Annotated in this window: 11 protein-coding genes and 1 tRNA gene; 8 read left to right on the top strand and 4 right to left on the bottom strand. The window is 70.8% G+C overall.

All coding sequences use genetic code 11. The features are described from left to right. Nucleotides 1-115 precede the first annotated feature (115 nt). From HZZ00_RS08035 to polA, 3 genes are all read right to left on the bottom strand, one after another. Entirely contained in the window at nucleotides 116-1,894 is a 1,779-nt protein-coding gene (locus HZZ00_RS08035; RefSeq protein ID WP_180331551.1) for a lytic transglycosylase domain-containing protein, read from the bottom strand. Nucleotides 1,895-2,176: 282 nt separating this feature from the next. Beyond that, nucleotides 2,177-2,575 carry a hypothetical protein gene (locus HZZ00_RS08030; RefSeq protein WP_180331550.1) on the bottom strand — a complete coding sequence of 133 codons (399 nt, stop codon included), beginning with the start codon at nucleotides 2,573-2,575 and terminating at the stop codon, nucleotides 2,177-2,179. 267 nt (nucleotides 2,576-2,842) lie between these two features. Further along, entirely contained in the window at nucleotides 2,843-5,569 is a 2,727-nt protein-coding gene (gene polA / locus HZZ00_RS08025; RefSeq protein WP_180331549.1) for a DNA polymerase I, read from the bottom strand. A gap of 196 nt (nucleotides 5,570-5,765) precedes the next feature. Here polA and HZZ00_RS08020 point away from each other — a divergent pair, with 196 nt between their 5' ends. The 7 genes from HZZ00_RS08020 to HZZ00_RS07990 all read left to right on the top strand — a co-directional run bounded on the left by HZZ00_RS08020 (nucleotide 5,766) and on the right by HZZ00_RS07990 (nucleotide 14,783). Next, entirely contained in the window at nucleotides 5,766-8,069 is a 2,304-nt protein-coding gene (locus HZZ00_RS08020) for an FdhF/YdeP family oxidoreductase (RefSeq protein ID WP_180331548.1), read from the top strand. Nucleotides 8,070-8,115: 46 nt separating this feature from the next. Beyond that, entirely contained in the window at nucleotides 8,116-8,604 is a 489-nt protein-coding gene (locus HZZ00_RS08015) for a PaaI family thioesterase (protein ID WP_180331547.1), read from the top strand. Between the two features lie 575 nt (nucleotides 8,605-9,179). After that, nucleotides 9,180-10,403, top strand: coding sequence for a branched-chain amino acid ABC transporter substrate-binding protein (locus tag HZZ00_RS08010; protein WP_180331546.1), 1,224 nt, complete (start codon nucleotides 9,180-9,182; stop codon nucleotides 10,401-10,403). A gap of 107 nt (nucleotides 10,404-10,510) precedes the next feature. Then, entirely contained in the window at nucleotides 10,511-11,440 is a 930-nt protein-coding gene (locus HZZ00_RS08005; protein ID WP_070028518.1) for a branched-chain amino acid ABC transporter permease, read from the top strand. A 5-nt stretch (nucleotides 11,441-11,445) separates the two neighbouring features. Further along, nucleotides 11,446-13,221, top strand: coding sequence for a branched-chain amino acid ABC transporter permease (locus HZZ00_RS08000; RefSeq protein ID WP_180333423.1), 1,776 nt, complete (start codon nucleotides 11,446-11,448; stop codon nucleotides 13,219-13,221). Between the two features lie 6 nt (nucleotides 13,222-13,227). Then, complete coding sequence (locus HZZ00_RS07995; protein WP_180331545.1) at nucleotides 13,228-14,070, top strand: ABC transporter ATP-binding protein; 843 nt, start codon at nucleotides 13,228-13,230, stop codon at nucleotides 14,068-14,070. Next, nucleotides 14,067-14,783, top strand: a complete 717-nt coding sequence (locus HZZ00_RS07990; RefSeq protein ID WP_070028520.1) for an ABC transporter ATP-binding protein — start codon at nucleotides 14,067-14,069, stop codon at nucleotides 14,781-14,783. The genes HZZ00_RS07995 and HZZ00_RS07990 overlap by 4 nt, the downstream gene beginning before the upstream one ends. A gap of 72 nt (nucleotides 14,784-14,855) precedes the next feature. Here the strand turns inward: HZZ00_RS07990 and HZZ00_RS07985 are convergent, their stop codons facing one another. Further along, on the bottom strand, nucleotides 14,856-15,512 hold the full coding sequence (locus tag HZZ00_RS07985) for an ANTAR domain-containing response regulator (RefSeq protein ID WP_070028521.1): 657 nt from the start codon (nucleotides 15,510-15,512) through the stop codon (nucleotides 14,856-14,858). A gap of 100 nt (nucleotides 15,513-15,612) precedes the next feature. Between HZZ00_RS07985 and HZZ00_RS07980 the strand changes: the two genes are divergently transcribed. Next, nucleotides 15,613-15,687: transfer RNA gene (locus HZZ00_RS07980), tRNA-Leu, on the top strand. Nucleotides 15,688-15,695: the final 8 nt, after the last annotated feature.

Genomic DNA, 15,695 nt, shown 5'->3' with positions numbered 1-15,695 from the left:
CCGGACGGCTGCTGGCGGTGCGTCAGGTCCGGGCGCGAAAGGCGGCGCGCGGACGACGGCGCCTCCCCGCTGGAAGCGGGGAGGGCGCCGTGCCGGTCCGGAAGGGGCCGGTCCGTCAGGAGGAGGCGGACGGGCTCGGGGACGGGGACGGGCTCGTCGTGGCGGTGTCGTCCGCGGCGACCTTCAGCTGGACGGTGAGGGTGCCGCCGCCGGGGGTGGTGATGCGGAGCAGGAAGGTGCCGGTGGTGTCGTCGGCGTACAGCTTCGGCAGCGTCAACAGGCCCTTGGCGTCGGTCTTCAGGCCGGTGAGGGTGCGTACGGCCTTGCCGTCGGCGTCCTTGAAGTAGGGGCCCTTGGTGTTCTCCGTGGGGTCGGTCGCGGAGGTGACCAGGGTGGCGGTGGCCGCGACCTTGTCCGCGACGGCGCCCTTGTAGGTCGCCTTCACCTGGATCCGGTCCGCGAACTCGCCGCCCGGGGTGCAGGTGGGCGGTGTGTCGCCGGTCGCGGTGGCGGTGAGGGCGTCGGCGGCGCGCTCGGTGACGGTCGCCTGGTAGTCGACGCCCTTGAGCGAGCGGCCCACGACGGTGGCGGTGACCTTGAAGTCACCGGTCCTCTCGCCCGCTTGGAGTGCCGGGGCCTTGGCCACGCCCTGGGCGTCGGTGGCGACCGTGGCCACGTTCTCGCCGCCGGTGAAGGTGGCGTCGGTGTCCCCGGTGATGGTGAACCGGACGCGGACCTTCGCCACCGGCGCGCCGGCCTTGGTCTCGGCGCGGGCGCCGATCGCCCCCGGGAAGGCGTGTCCGGCCATCGCGGTGAGCCGGGTGGTGCCCGTGTTCCGGAGGTGGTCCACGGTGTCGGTGGCGGTGGGCGGCGTGGCCGGCTGCGTGGTCGGCGGCGTGCCGGGCGTCGTGGGCGGCTCGGTGCTCGGGCCGCCGTCCTTGCCGTCGCCCGGGTTCGTGGGCGACGGACTCGCCGGTGCGGTGGGGCCCTTCGGGTCCTGCCGCCCCGGCGTGTGCGGGTCCGAGGGCTTCGGGGAGGTGCTGCCGTGCGGGGTGCCGTCGTCGCTGCGGTGGCCGGGCAGGCCGCCGCTGCCGTCGGGCACGGTGTAGGTGCCCTTGCGGTAGTACTCCATCCACGACAGGACGGTGTTCAGGTAGTCCTGCGAGGCGTTGTAGCCGAGGATCGCGGCGTGCAGGTCGGCCTCGCGGGACAGGTCCCGGTCGCCGCGGCACAGGTAGTGGCCGGCGGCGAGGGCGGCGTCGTAGATGTTGTTGGGGTCCTTCTTGCCGTCGCCGTTGCCGTCGCGGCCGGCCCAGGCCCAGGTGGACGGGATGAACTGCATGGGCCCGACGGCCTGGTCGTACCGGCTGTTGCCGTCGTACTCGCCGTGGTCGGTGTCCTTGATGAGCGCGAAGCCGTTGCCGTCGAGCACCGGGCCGAGGATCGGGCTCAGCGTGGTGCCGTCGGCGCCGACCTGGCCGCCGCGGGCCTGGCCGGACTCCACCTTGCCGATGGCGGCGAGGAGTTGCCAGGGCAGGTTGCAGCCGGGCTTGGAGGTGCGCAGTTCGGCCTCGGCCCTCTTGTACGCGTCGAGCACCGTGGCCGGTATGCCGGCCTCGGCCTCGCCCTGCACGACCGGGGTGCCGGTGGTCGGCGAGGGACTGGGCTTGGGACTGGTCAGCGGCGGCAGGTCCGTGTAGTAGGGCGAGTTGCCCGTGGCGTCGCCGCCGGCGGCGTCGGGTACCGGGGCGGAGGCACCGGCCGCCGTCTGTCTGCCGTGGTCGTCGCCGGTCACTCCCGGAGCCTGGGAAGCGGAGAGTGCCGCGACCGCTGCCGCGGCCACGGCCGTGGTCGCCGCTCCCTTGCGGAGCCGCCTGCCGAAATGCGCCGCCATAGAGTGAACCCCTCCCGTGGACGTCGTGCGTCCGTTTCCGTCTGTGTGTCTCGCCCTGGTGTGACGGTTGACCCGGTGTTCCGGTTGCCCCTGTGCCGCCTTCCACGTGGTGATGGCTGTGCGACCGTGCGCCAGGCACGGCGCCGCAGGCGACCCTACGACAACTTGCTTTGTGCGGGCACCCGTTCATGCCCGATTTTCACCGGTTGGCCAACTGTCGTTGCCATGGCGCGCCCGGCGGTCCGCCAGGACGGTGACAACGGCGCGGGAGGGGCCGGTCGTTCAGAAGGCGGCGCTCGGGCCGGGATCGCGGGGGTCGCGGTGGCGGGGGGCCGGTCGTTCGGCGGGGGACGCGACGAAGACCGTGAGGGTGGGCCGGGGGCGCGTGCGGGGGATCAGGGTGAGCGCGAGGGCGAGATAGCCGCGGGCCAGATCGGCCCACTGGCGCCAGTCGGGGGCGTGGCCGGTCCTGACCGCCCTGGTCCGGTCGGCGAGTCCGCGCCGGACGTGCTCGGCGGCCCTGCGGACGGTCGTGGCCGGGTCGGCCGGGATGCGGGCGGTGCTTGCGTCGGCCGCGAGGGCCGGGACCGGCGAGGCGGTCGGTGCCTGCGCCGAGGCGGTGTCCGCCCAGACCCGGGTGACTGCCTCGGGCGTCCGGCGGTGAAGCATGCGTATACCCATGCCCGCAGTTTTGCGGCTGCGGGGGCCGGGGGGCGTTTTGGCGGGGGCCACGTGAGTGACGGTCCCGCCGGGGGTTGGGCCGTCTTTGTGGTGCGGGCACAAAATGGGCGATCCCGGGTTGCGGCGGGCGGGCACCGCCGCGTTCCCCGGGACCGGCGAGAGGGCCGCACTCCCCCGGAGTGCGGCCCTCTCGCCGGACGCGGTCCGCGCCTCCGCCCCGCACCGCGGCGCGAGGCACCGCGGCGCCGGGGGCGGGTGCGCGGCGGGCTAGTGCGCCGCCGACTCCCAGTCCGGGCCCACACCGACCGAGACGTCGAGGGGGGCGCGCAGGTCCACGGCGTGGGCCATCTCGTGGCGGACGATCTCCTCGACGGCGGTGCGCTCGCCGGGGGCGATCTCCAGGACGATTTCGTCGTGGACCTGGAGCAGCATCCGGGACTTCAGCTCCGCGGCCCGCAGCGCGTCGTCCACCTTGAGCATGGCGATCTTGACGATGTCGGCGGCCGTGCCCTGGATCGGCGCGTTGAGGGCCATGCGCTCGGCGGCCTCGCGGCGCTGGCGGTTGTCGCTGTTGAGGTCGGGCAGATAGCGGCGGCGGCCGAAGAGGGTCGCCGTGTAGCCCGTGGCCCGGGCCTCGTCCACCGCGCGGCGCAGATAGTCGCGGACGCCGCCGAACCGCTCAAAGTAGGCGTCCATCAGGGCACGGGCCTCGGCCGCCTCGATGTTCAGCTGCTGGGAGAGGCCGAAGGCGGACAGGCCGTACGCCAGGCCGTACGACATCGCCTTGATCTTGCGGCGCATCTCCGCGTCCACGGCGGACTGCGGGACGCCGAAGACCTGGGAGGCGGCGGTGGTGTGCAGGTCCTCACCGGAGGTGAACGCCCTGATCAGGCCCTCGTCCTCGGAGAGGTGGGCCATCACCCGCAGCTCGATCTGGCTGTAGTCGGCGGTCATCAGGGACTCGAAGCCCTCGCCGACGACGAAGCCGCGCCGGATGGCCCGGCCCTCGTCGGTGCGCACCGGGATGTTCTGGAGGTTCGGGTCCGTGGAGGACAGCCGGCCGGTCGCGGCCACCGTCTGGTTGAAGGTGGTGTGGATACGGCCGTCGCCCGCGATGGTCTTGATCAGGCCCTCGACGGTGACGCGGAGCTTGGCCTGCTCGCGGTGGCGGAGCATGATCACCGGCAGCTCGTTGTCGGTCTGGGTGGCGAGCCAGGCCAGCGCGTCGGCGTCCGTGGTGAAGCCGGTCTTGGTCTTCTTGGTCTTGGGCAGGGCCAGCTCGCCGAAGAGGACCTCCTGAAGCTGCTTGGGCGAGCCCAGGTTGAACTCGTGGCCCGCGGCCGCGTGCGCCTCCTTCACGGCCTGCTGCACCGCGCCGGCGAACATCTGCTCCATCGCTTCCAGGTGGGCGCGGTCGGCGGCGATGCCGTGCCGCTCCATGCGGGCGAGCAGCGCGGAGGTGGGCAGCTCCATGTCGCGCAGCAGGTCGGCGGCGCCGACCTCGTCCAGGCGGCTCGCGAAGGCCTCGCCCAGGTCCAGGACGGCGCGGGCCTGGATCATCAGGGCCTCGGCCTCGGCGGCCTCGTCGGTGCCGAAGGCCAGCTGGCCGTCGGCCGCGGCGGCCGGCGCCAGCTCGCGGTGCAGGTACTCCAGCGACAGCGCGTCCAGGTCGAAGGAGCGGCGGCCCGGCTTGACCAGGTAGGCGGCGAGCGCGGTGTCCATGCGCACGCCCTCGACGCGCCAGCCGTGCTCGGCGAAGACCCGCATGGCGCCCTTGGCGTCGTGGAACACCTTGGGGCGCTCCGCGTCCGCCAGCCAGGCCGCGAACGCGTTCTCGTCGGCCTCGTCCAGCTCGGCGGGGTCGAACCAGGCGGCCGCTCCCCCGGCCGCCGCCAGGGCGACCTCGGCGACCGAGCCGGTGCCCAGCGCCCAGGTGTCGACGGTGGCGACGCCCAGGGGCCGCGTGCCGTGCTCGCCGAGCCAGGGGGCCAGCTCGCCGGTGCGCAGCACGGTCCCGTCGATCTCCACGCCCTCGGCGGCGACCGGCGTGGTCTCGGACTCGGCGGCACCGGGGTCCACCGCGAACAGGCGCTCGCGCAGCGACGGGTTGCGGATCTCCAGGGTGTCCAGGATCATCGCGACGCCCTTGCGGTCGTACGGCAGGCGCTCCAGGTCGGTGACCGCCTTGGGCAGCTCCACCTGGCGCTCCAGCTCGGTCAGGACGCGGTTGAGCTTGACCGACTCCAGGTGGTCGCGGAGGTTCTGGCCCGCCTTGCCCTTGACCTCGTCGACGCGCTCGACCAGCTCGGCGAAGGAGCCGAACTGGTTGATCCACTTGGCGGCGGTCTTCTCGCCGACGCCGGGGATGCCGGGAAGGTTGTCCGACGGGTCGCCGCGCAGGGCGGCGAAGTCCGGGTACTGGGCGGGCGTCAGCCCGTACTTCTCCTGGACCTTCTCCGGGGTGAACCGGGTCAGCTCCGAGACGCCCTTGGTCGGGTACAGCACGGTGGTGTGCTCGCTGACCAGCTGGAAGGAGTCGCGGTCGCCGGTGACGATCAGCACCTCGAAGCCCTCGGCCTCGGCCTGGGTGGCGAGGGTGGCGATGACGTCGTCCGCCTCGAAGCCCTCGACGGCGAAACGCGGGGCGTTCATCGCGTCCAGCAGCTCGCCGATCAGCTCGACCTGGCCCTTGAACTCGTCGGGGCTCTTGGAGCGGTTCGCCTTGTACTCCGTGAAGCGCTCCGAGCGCCAGGTCTTGCGGGAGACGTCGAAGGCCACCGCGAAGTGGGTGGGCGCCTCGTCGCGCAGGGTGTTGGCCAGCATCGACGCGAAGCCGTAGATCGCGTTCGTCGGCTGGCCCGTCGCGGTCGTGAAGTTCTCCGCGGGCAGCGCGAAGAACGCGCGGTAGGCCAGCGAGTGCCCGTCCATGAGCATCAGCCGGGGACGGGTACCGCCGGGGGTCTGGTCGGTCTTCTTCGATGCTTTCTCTGCCACGCCACCGATCCTGCCACGCCCCACCGACAGTCCGGACCGTCCGCCATCGCCGGGCGGGCCCCGCGCGCGGTGACCGGCGTCACGGCACGGCGGGACGACCGGGCGGAAGGAGGGCCGAGGCAGCCGTACCCGCCGTCACCCCCTCGTGGGAGGATCCCTGCGTACACGGCACACGCAGTCGAAGGGGAGCGTTGCGATGGCGACGAAGCCGCCCAAGGGCGATCCGGTGCAGGACGCGCCGCAGGTCGCGGAGCCGGAGCACGCGGCGGCGGGGCTGCCGGCCATCAAACACACCCTGCGCATCGCCCAGCAGCAGATGGGCGTGCGGCGCACCGCGCTGACGCTGCTGCGGGTGAACCAGAAGGGCGGCTTCGACTGCCCGGGCTGCGCCTGGCCGGAGCCGGACCACCGGCACACCGCGGAGTTCTGCGAGAACGGCGCGAAGGCGGTGGCCGAGGAGGCCACCAAGCGCCGGGTCACCCCGGAGTTCTTCGCCGCGCACCCCGTCGCCGAGCTGGCGACCCGCAGCGGGTACTGGCTCGGACAGCAGGGGCGGCTCACCCACCCCATGTACCTGCCCGAGGGGGCGGCGCACTACGAGCCGGTCACCTGGGAGCGCGCCTTCGGCATCATCGCCGAGGAGATCGCCGCGCTCGGCTCCCCGGACGAGGCGGTCTTCTACACCTCGGGCCGCACCAGCAACGAGGCGGCGTTCCTGTACCAGCTCTTCGCGCGCGAGCTGGGCACGAACAACCTGCCGGACTGCTCGAACATGTGCCACGAGTCCTCGGGCTCGGCGCTGTCGGAGACCATCGGCATCGGCAAGGGCAGCGTCCTGCTGGAGGACCTGTACAAGGCCGACCTGATCATCGTCGCGGGCCAGAACCCGGGCACCAACCACCCGCGCATGCTCTCCGCGCTGGAGAAGGCCAAGGCCAACGGCGCGAAGATCGTCAGCGTCAACCCGCTGCCCGAGGCGGGTCTGGAGCGGTTCAAGAACCCGCAGACCCCGCAGGGCCTGGTCAAGGGCGCCGCGCTCACCGATCTGTTCCTCCAGATCCGCATCGGCGGCGACCAGGCGCTCTTCCGGCTCCTCAACAAGCTGATCCTGGAGACCGAGGGCGCGGTCGACGAGGAGTTCGTCCGCGAACACACGCATGGCTTCGAGGAGTTCGCCGAAGCCGCCCGGTCCGCCGACTGGGAGGAGACGCTCACCGCGACCGGTCTGAGCCGCGCGGAGATCGAGCGGGCGCTGGAGATGGTGCTCGCCTCGCGGCGGACCATCGTCTGCTGGGCCATGGGCCTCACCCAGCACAAGCACTCCGTGCCGACCATCCGCGAGGTGGTCAACTTCCTGCTGCTGCGCGGCAACATCGGCCGGCCGGGGGCGGGCGTGTGCCCGGTGCGCGGCCATTCGAACGTGCAGGGCGACCGCACCATGGGCATCTTCGAGCGCCCCGCCCCGGAGTTCCTGGACGCCCTGGAGAAGGAGTTCGGCTTCGCGCCGCCCCGGGAGCACGGGTACGACGTCGTACGGGCGATCCGCGCGCTGCGCGACGGCGAGGCGAAGGTGTTCTTCGCCATGGGCGGCAACTTCGTCTCCGCCTCCCCGGACACCGAGGTGACCGAGGCGGCGATGCGGCGGGCGCGGCTGACCGTGCACGTGTCGACCAAGCTGAACCGTTCGCACACCGTCACGGGCGCGCGGGCGCTGATCCTGCCCACCCTCGGCCGCACCGAGCGCGATGTGCAGGCGGGCGGCGAGCAGTTCGTGACCGTCGAGGACTCGATGGGCATGGTGCACGCCTCGCGCGGCCGGCTGGCGCCCGCGAGCGCCCATCTGCTGTCCGAGCCGGCGATCGTGTGCCGGATGGCGCGCGCGGTGCTCGGGGAGCGCAGCGTGGTGCCGTGGGAGGAGTTCGAGAAGGACTACGCGGCGATCCGCGACCGGATCGGGCGGGTGGTCCCCGGGTTCGCCGACTTCAACGCGCGGGTGGCCCGGCCCGGCGGCTTCGCGCTGCCGCACGCGCCGCGCGACGAGCGCCGCTTCCCGACCGCCACCGGCAAGGCGAACTTCACCGCGGCACCGGTGGAGTTCCCCGAACTGCCCGCCGGGCGGCTGCTGTTGCAGACGCTGCGCTCGCACGACCAGTACAACACCACGATCTACGGCCTGGACGACCGCTACCGGGGCATCAAGGGCGGCCGCCGGGTGGTGCTGGTGCACCCGGAGGACGCGCGCGCGCTCGGGTTCGCCGAGGGCGCGTACGTGGACCTGGTCGGGGAGTGGCGGGACGGCGTGGAGCGGCGGGCGCCCGGGTTCCGGGTGGTGCTCTACCCGACGGCCCGGGGCTGCGCGGCGGCGTACTACCCGGAGACGAACGTGCTGGTGCCGCTGGACGCGACCGCGGACACCAGCAACACCCCGGCCAGCAAGTCGGTGATCGTACGCCTGGAGGCGCACGCGGAAGGCGGTCTGGAACAATCGGCGACCGACTGAGCGTTCGCTCAGCCAGAGACAGGTGTATGACGAACGGAGCCGGCCCATGGGCGAGCAGCAGCAGGTGAGATTCCCGCAGGAGGTCATAGACGAGTACGCGGCGCTCGGCGTGGACCTGCCCGCCCTGTTCTCGGCCGGGGACCTCGGTACGCGGATGGGCGTGCAGATCGTCGAGGCCTCCGCGGACAAGGTCGTCGGGACCATGCCGGTGGAGGGCAACACCCAGCCGTACGGCCTGCTGCACGGCGGCGCCTCGGCGGTGCTGGCGGAGACCCTCGGCTCGGTCGGCGCCATGCTGCACGGCGGCAGCACCAAGGTCGCGGTCGGCGTCGACCTCAACTGCACCCACCACCGCGGGATCCGCTCGGGCCTGGTGACCGGCGTGGCCACGCCCGTCCACCGGGGCCGGTCGACGGCGACGTACGAGATCGTGATCAGCGACGAGCAGGGCCGCCGGGTGTGCAGCGCCCGGCTGACCTGCATGCTGCGCGACGTCCGGCCGCAGGACGGCGCGCAGGAGCCCGCCTCCGCCTGACGGCCCGCCGGACAAAGGCCCGGTCCGCCCCCGACAGGGGGCTGACCGGGCCTTTCTCGTTTTTTGCCGCCTTTTCTTCCCGTGCGGCAGAGAAACGGAATTCCACCGTCCGGGCCTGGTGGGCACATCGGATCAGTGCGGATATATCGGTGTCCGGCCACCCGTAATTCCTGTATGACACACCTTTCTTTCCGCCTGTAACACTGCGTAACACGGATGCAATAAGCACCCTTGTTTCCCTCGCGCGGGCAGGCCTTTGGGTGATCTTTCCGGGCGGCTTCCGGCCCTGCGGGCCCACCGTGCCGGGCCCGCAGGCCCACGGCCAACCGGAAGTGCGCATTCTCAAAATGTGGACCTCACGGAAATTCCGCCAAACCGGCCGAGAGTATCCCCGCCGGAACTCATCCGTCCATCCCGTCATAACAAGAAAGTCACAAGCGCGCGCACGGCGATGCTCAGGTCTCCATAGCGGGCTTAGAGTCACGGCCAGTCACCGCTCCAACGGGAGTTCGGTACCGACGCGGCACTTCGCCGTCCCTCGAAGGGACCGCCCATGCCCGCGGAAAGGATCGATTGTGCGACAGCGTTCTCTGGTGATTCTTACCTCCGTGCTGACGACCGGAGCTCTGACTCTCACCGCCTGCGGCTCCCGCAACAATGACGGCAAGGGCGGCGACAGTGGCAACGTGACGGTCACCATCGGCGTGGACGCGCCGCTGACCGGCCAGAACTCCGCGACGGGCCTCGGCATCCAGTACGGCGCCCAGATCGCGGTGGACGACGCGAACAAGAACAAGACGGTCCCGGGCGTCACCTTCAAGGTCAAGGCGCTGGACGACAAGGCGATCCCCGCCACCGGCCAGCAGAACGCCACCCAGCTGGTCGCCGAGAAGGACGTCCTCGGTGTGGTCGGCCCGCTCAACTCCGGTGTGGCCACGCAGATGCAGCAGGTGCTCGACACCGCCAACCTGGTGGAGATCTCCCCGTCCAACACCGCCCCGGAGCTGACCCAGGGCAAGAACTGGCAGACCAAGAAGGTCCGTCCGTTCAAGACCTACTTCCGCACCGCGACCACCGACGCCCTCCAGGGCGCGTTCGCCGCGGACTACGCCTACAACGGCCTGCACAAGAAGAAGGCGTTCGTCGTCGACGACAAGCAGACCTACGGCGCGGGCCTCTCCAAGCTCTTCAAGGAGCAGTTCGTCAAGCAGGGCGGCCAGGTCATCGGCACCGACCACGTCAGCGTGGGCGACCGCGACTTCTCCACGCTCGTCACCAAGATCAAGAACTCCGGCGCCGACCTGCTCTACTACGGCGGCCAGTACGACGAGTCCCAGGTGCTGACCAAGCAGCTCAAGGACGCCGGCGCCAAGATCCCGCTGTTCGGCGGCGACGGCATGTTCACCCCGACCTACATCAAGACCGCCGGCAAGGCCGCCGAGGGCGACCTGGTGACCTCCATCGGCGTCCCCGTCGACACCCTGCCCGCCGCCAAGGACTTCGTGGCCACCTACAAGGCCAAGAAGTACCCGGGCGACTACGGCACGTACGGCTCGTACTCCTACGACGCCACCACCGCGATCATCAAGGCCGTCGGCCAGGTCGTGAAGGACGGCAAGATCCCGGACGACGCCCGTGCCAAGGTCGTCGACGCCGTCCAGCACAACAGCTTCGACGGCATCTCCGGCAAGATCTCGTTCGACGAGTACGGCGACACCACCAACAAGCAGCTGACCGTCTACCAGGTGGTCAACGGCGTGTGGAAGTCCGTCAAGAGCGGTACGGCCAACCCGAAGTAGTCCCGGAACACACCGCAGCACCAGGGCCGCGCGGCACCGACCACCGTCACCGCGCGGCCCGCCCTCTACCGCCACCTTGACTCTCCCCACCACATGGAGGCCATGCGGTGAACACCCTGCCGCAGCAGCTGGCCAACGGGCTGTTCCTCGGCTCGATGTACGGCCTGATCGCCATCGGGTACACGATGGTGTACGGCATCGTCCAGCTCATCAACTTCGCTCACGGCGAGATCTTCATGACGGGAGGCTTCGGCGCCCTCACGGTCTACCTCGCCCTCCCGGACGGCATATCCATGTGGATAGCCCTGCCGGCGATGCTCGTCGGCGGCGCCCTGGTCGCCGTCCTCATCGCCGTCGGCGCCGAACGCTTCGCCTACCGGCCACTGCGCGGCGCGCCACGCCTCGCGCCGCTGATCACGGCCATCGGCCTCTCGCTCGCGCTCCAGCAGCTCGTCTTCAACCTGTACCCGAACGCCAAGACCGCCCGGGTCTTCCCCCAGCTCCCCTTCGGGCCCTACCACCTGGGCTCGATCACCATCCAGAGCGGCGACGTCTTCCTGATCGTCGCCGCCCCCGTGTGCATGGCGGTCCTGGCCTTCTTCGTGCGGCTGTCGCGCACCGGCCGCGCCATGCAGGCCACCGCGCAGGACCCGGACACCGCCCAGCTGATGGGCATCGACACCAACCGCATCATCGTCGTCGCGTTCGCCATCGGCGGCCTGTTCGCGGCGGTCGCGGGCACGGCGTACGGCCTCAAGTACGGCTCGGTCTCCTACGACATGGGCTTCATCGCCGGTCTGAAGGCGTTCACCGCGGCCGTCCTCGGCGGCATCGGCAACATCTACGGCGCCATGCTCGGCGGTCTCGTCCTCGGTCTCGCCGAGGCCATGGCCACCGCCTACATCGCGGACATCCCCGGCATGCAGCAGCTCGGCGGCCAGGGCTGGGCCGCGGTGTGGGCCTTCGTCCTCCTCATCCTCGTACTCCTCTTCAGGCCACAGGGCCTGCTCGGCGAACGCGTCGCGGACAGGGCGTGAGCAGCATGACCGACACCACCACCCCGAGCCGGGCCGACCGCGGCCCGATACCCCTCCCGCCGGCCGCCGCCCGGCTGCTCGTCGTGATCGGCGCCGTCGGCACCATCGCCAGCGCCTTCATGAGCTGGACCTGGACCCCGGACTTCCCCGGCAACCTGACGATCTACGGCTACCCGGCCGGACTCCAGATCCTCGCCCTGGTGGCCGGCGCCCTCACCCTGCTGTACGGGCTGAGCCTGTGGCGGGTGAAGGGGCTCGACCGGCTGAACCCCGCGGGCGCCACCAGTCCCGTCTTCCTGATCACCCTGTCCGCGTTCACCGTCTGCTGGTTCACCGGCATCGCCATCGCGGTCGACCTCGGCGGCCTGGTCAACCTCGACCCCGGCGCCTGGGTGGCCATGGCCGCCTCGGCCCTGCCCGTCATCGGCGCCCTCGCCCTGCCCCACCCGGCCCCCGGCACCGGTCCGCGCGGCTACTTCACCAAGCCGGACCAGCCGCGCGCGGGCACGCGCTCCGGGCTCGTCGAGCGCGCCGTGATCACCATCGGCACCGCCCTGGCGCTGGTGGTCTTCACCTACGGCATCGGCATCAACGACGACGACAGCGAGACCTTCATCGGCTTCCTGCTGGTGATCGTCTTCGCCTCCTGGGGTCTCATCCACGCCGGACTCGTCGACCGCTACTCCGCCCTCTCCGCGCGACACAAGGGCTTCGCGGCCACGCTCGCCTTCGTCGCCGCCGTGATCTTCCCCTTCACCCAGAGCGACGACCACAACGCCAACATCGGCGTCAACATCCTGATCTTCGCCACGGTCGCCCTGGGCCTGAACATCGTGGTCGGCCTGACCGGCCTGCTCGACCTCGGCTACGTCGCCTTCCTCGGCGTCGGCGCCTACGCGGCCGCCCTGGTCTCCGGCTCGGAGTACTCCCGCTTCTCCGGGGTGCACTTCCCGTTCTGGGCCGCCGCCCTCACCGGCATGGCCGCCTCACTGGTCTTCGGTGTGCTCATCGGCGCCCCGACGCTGCGGCTGCGCGGCGACTACCTGGCCATCGTCACCCTCGGCTTCGGTGAGATCTTCCGCATCGCCGTCAACAACCTGGACGGCGACTCCGGTCCGGACATCACCCGCGGTCCCAACGGCATCACGCAGATCCCGGACCTGAGCATCTTCGGGTTCCACCTCGGCGACCAGCACCAGATCGCCGGGTTCACCCTGGGCCGGTTCGCGAACTACCTGTTCCTGATGCTGATCGTGACGGCCATCGTGGTGCTCGTCTTCACCCGCGCCGCCGACTCCCGCATCGGCCGCTCCTGGATCGCCATCCGCGAGGACGAGACCGCCGCGACCGCCATGGGCATCAACGGCTTCCGGGTGAAGCTGATCGCGTTCGCGCTCGGCGCCTCCCTCGCGGGCCTGGCCGGCACCGTGATGGCGCACGTGAACTACAGCGTCAACCCGCAGCCCTACCAGTTCGCCGGCGCCGCCCCGCCCAACTCGGCCTTCCTGCTGGCCGCCGTCGTCCTCGGCGGCATGGGCACCGTCAGCGGCCCGCTGCTCGGCGCGAGCGTCCTGTACCTGGTCCCGGAGAAGCTCCAGTTCCTGCAGAACTACGAACTGCTCGCCTTCGGCGTCGCGTTGATCCTGCTCATGCGGTTCCGGCCGGAGGGCATCATCGCCAACCGCCGCCAGAAGCTGGAGTTCCACGAGACCGGCCAGCTCGACGTACCGGCACAGACGACGCTGTCCGACGGGGCGACCGTCACCAAGGCAGGGGCGTAAGGAACCATGACGACACCTGTACTCGAAGCCCGTGACGTCACCATGCGGTTCGGCGGCCTGACCGCCGTACGGTCCGTGGACTTCACGGTGAACAGCGGCGAGATCGTCGGCCTGATCGGGCCGAACGGCGCCGGCAAGACCACCTTCTTCAACTGCCTCACCGGCCTGTACGTCCCCACCGAGGGCACGGTCGCCTACCAGGGCAAGGTGCTGCCGCCCAAGCCGCACCTGGTGACGCAGGCGGGCATCGCCCGCACCTTCCAGAACATCCGGCTCTTCGCCAACATGACCGTGCTGGAGAACGTCCTCGTGGGCCGCCACACGCGGACCAAGGAGGGCCTGTGGTCGGCGCTGCTGCGCGGCCCCGGCTTCCGCAAGGCCGAACGGGAGTCCGAGGCGCGGGCGATGGAACTGCTCGACTTCGTCGGCCTCGCCGGCAAGCGCGACCACCTGGCGCGCAACCTGCCCTACGGCGAGCAGCGCAAGCTGGAGATCGCGCGGGCCCTGGCCAGCGAGCCGGGGCTGCTGCTCCTGGACGAGCCGACGGCCGGCATGAACCCGCAGGAGACCCGGACCACCGAGGAACTGGTCTTCGCCATCCGGGACAAGGGCATCGCCGTCCTCGTCATCGAGCACGACATGCGGTTCATCTTCAACCTGTGCGACCGGGTCGCCGTACTCGTGCAGGGCGAGAAGCTGATCGAGGGCACCTCCGACGTCGTCCAGGCCGACGAGCGGGTCGTGGCCGCCTATCTGGGCGAGCCCTTCGAGGGCGAGCCGGGCGCGGCGGAGGCCGCGGAGGTCGAGGCGGCCGGGACCGCCGACAGCACGGAGGGAGAGGCCCGGTGACCGCACTGCTCCAGGTCGAGGACCTCAGGGTCGCCTACGGCAAGATCGAAGCCGTCAAGGGCATCTCGTTCAGCGTCGAGGCCGGCCAGGTCGTGACCCTCATCGGCACCAACGGCGCCGGCAAGACGACCACCCTGCGCACCCTGTCGGGACTGCTCAAGCCGGTCGGCGGGCAGATCCTCTTCGACGGCAAGCCGCTCGCCGGCGTCCCCGCGCACAAGATCGTCGCCCTCGGGCTCGCCCACTCCCCCGAGGGCCGGCACATCTTCCCGCGGCTGAGCATCGCCGAGAACCTCCAGCTCGGGGCGTTCCTGCGCAAGGACAAGGACGGCATCGAGCAGGACATCCAGCGGGCCTACGACCTCTTCCCCATCCTGGGCGAGCGGCGCAAGCAGGCCGCGGGCACCCTCTCGGGCGGCGAGCAGCAGATGCTGGCGATGGGCAGGGCGCTGATGTCCCGTCCCAAGCTGCTGATGCTGGACGAGCCGTCCATGGGTCTGTCGCCGATCATGATGCAGAAGATCATGGCGACGATCGCCGAGCTGAAGTCCCAGGGCACCACGATCCTGCTGGTCGAGCAGAACGCGCAGGCCGCGCTCTCGCTCGCCGACCAGGGCCATGTGATGGAGGTCGGCTCGATCGTGCTGTCGGGCAGCGGACAGGAGCTGCTGCACGACGAGTCGGTCCGCAAGGCCTACCTCGGCGAGGACTGACACCGCCGCTCCACGACGATGCCCGCGCCCCCGGCAAGGGGGGCGCGGGCATCGCCGTCGCGTGCGGGCCGCTCAGTCCTTCTTCGCGGCCTTCTTCTCCTCGTTGTCCGCGATCACGGCCTCGGCGACCTGCTGCATCGACATGCGGCGGTCCATGGAGGTCTTCTGGATCCAGCGGAAGGCGGCCGGCTCGGTCAGGCCGTACTCGGTCTGCAGGACCGACTTGGCGCGGTCGACCAGCTTGCGGGTCTCCAGGCGCTGGGTGAGGTCGGCGACCTCCTGCTCCAGCTGCTTCAGCTCGGTGAAGCGGGAGACGGCCATCTCGATCGCCGGCACCACGTCGCTCTTGCTGAAGGGCTTGACCAGGTAGGCCATCGCACCGGCGTCCCGGGCCCGCTCGACCAGGTCGCGCTGGGAGAAGGCGGTGAGCATCAGGACCGGCGCGATCGACTCCTCGGCGATCTTCTCGGCCGCGGAGATACCGTCCAGCTTGGGCATCTTCACATCGAGGATGACCAGATCGGGACGGTGCTCACGGGCCAGCTCGACGGCCTGCTCGCCGTCGCCGGCCTCGCCGACGACGCTGTAGCCCTCCTCCTCCAGCATCTCCTTGAGGTCGAGACGGATCAGGGCCTCGTCCTCGGCGATGACGACACGGGTCGTCAGCGGAGGCACGTGCGACTTGTCGTCGTCGGGCGCGTCTACGGGCTGGGGCGACTCGGCGGTCACGGGGGCTCCTCGTTCAGGGCAGGGGTACTGCTGACAAGAGCCTACCTAGCTACGGTATGGTGGACGCGCGGAGGGTCGGGGGAAACCTTGGATTCTGCGAGCCCCGGTAGCCCAATTGGCAGCAGGCAACGGATTCAAAACCCGTACAGTGTCGGTTCGAGTCCGACCCGGGGCACTTTTCCT

Source organism: Streptomyces sp. NEAU-sy36, assembly GCF_013423905.1.
Taxonomy (GTDB): Bacteria; Actinomycetota; Actinomycetes; order Streptomycetales; family Streptomycetaceae; genus Streptomyces; species Streptomyces misionensis.
The sequence above is the reverse complement of the archived record's forward strand: the minus strand, read 5'-3'. Positions and strand labels throughout refer to the sequence as shown.

What these genes read in the sequence shown, in the direction of transcription:
- HZZ00_RS08035 (WP_180331551.1), bottom strand. Translation starts at nt 1,894, where the DNA reads ATGGCGGCGCATTTCGGCAGGCGGCTCCGCAAGGGAGCGGCGACCACG.
- HZZ00_RS08030 (WP_180331550.1), bottom strand. Translation starts at nt 2,575, where the DNA reads ATGGGTATACGCATGCTTCACCGCCGGACGCCCGAGGCAGTCACCCGG.
- HZZ00_RS08020 (WP_180331548.1), top strand. Translation starts at nt 5,766, where the DNA reads ATGGCGACGAAGCCGCCCAAGGGCGATCCGGTGCAGGACGCGCCGCAG.
- HZZ00_RS08015 (WP_180331547.1), top strand. Translation starts at nt 8,116, where the DNA reads ATGGGCGAGCAGCAGCAGGTGAGATTCCCGCAGGAGGTCATAGACGAG.
- HZZ00_RS08000 (WP_180333423.1), top strand. Translation starts at nt 11,446, where the DNA reads ATGACCGACACCACCACCCCGAGCCGGGCCGACCGCGGCCCGATACCC.
- HZZ00_RS07995 (WP_180331545.1), top strand. Translation starts at nt 13,228, where the DNA reads ATGACGACACCTGTACTCGAAGCCCGTGACGTCACCATGCGGTTCGGC.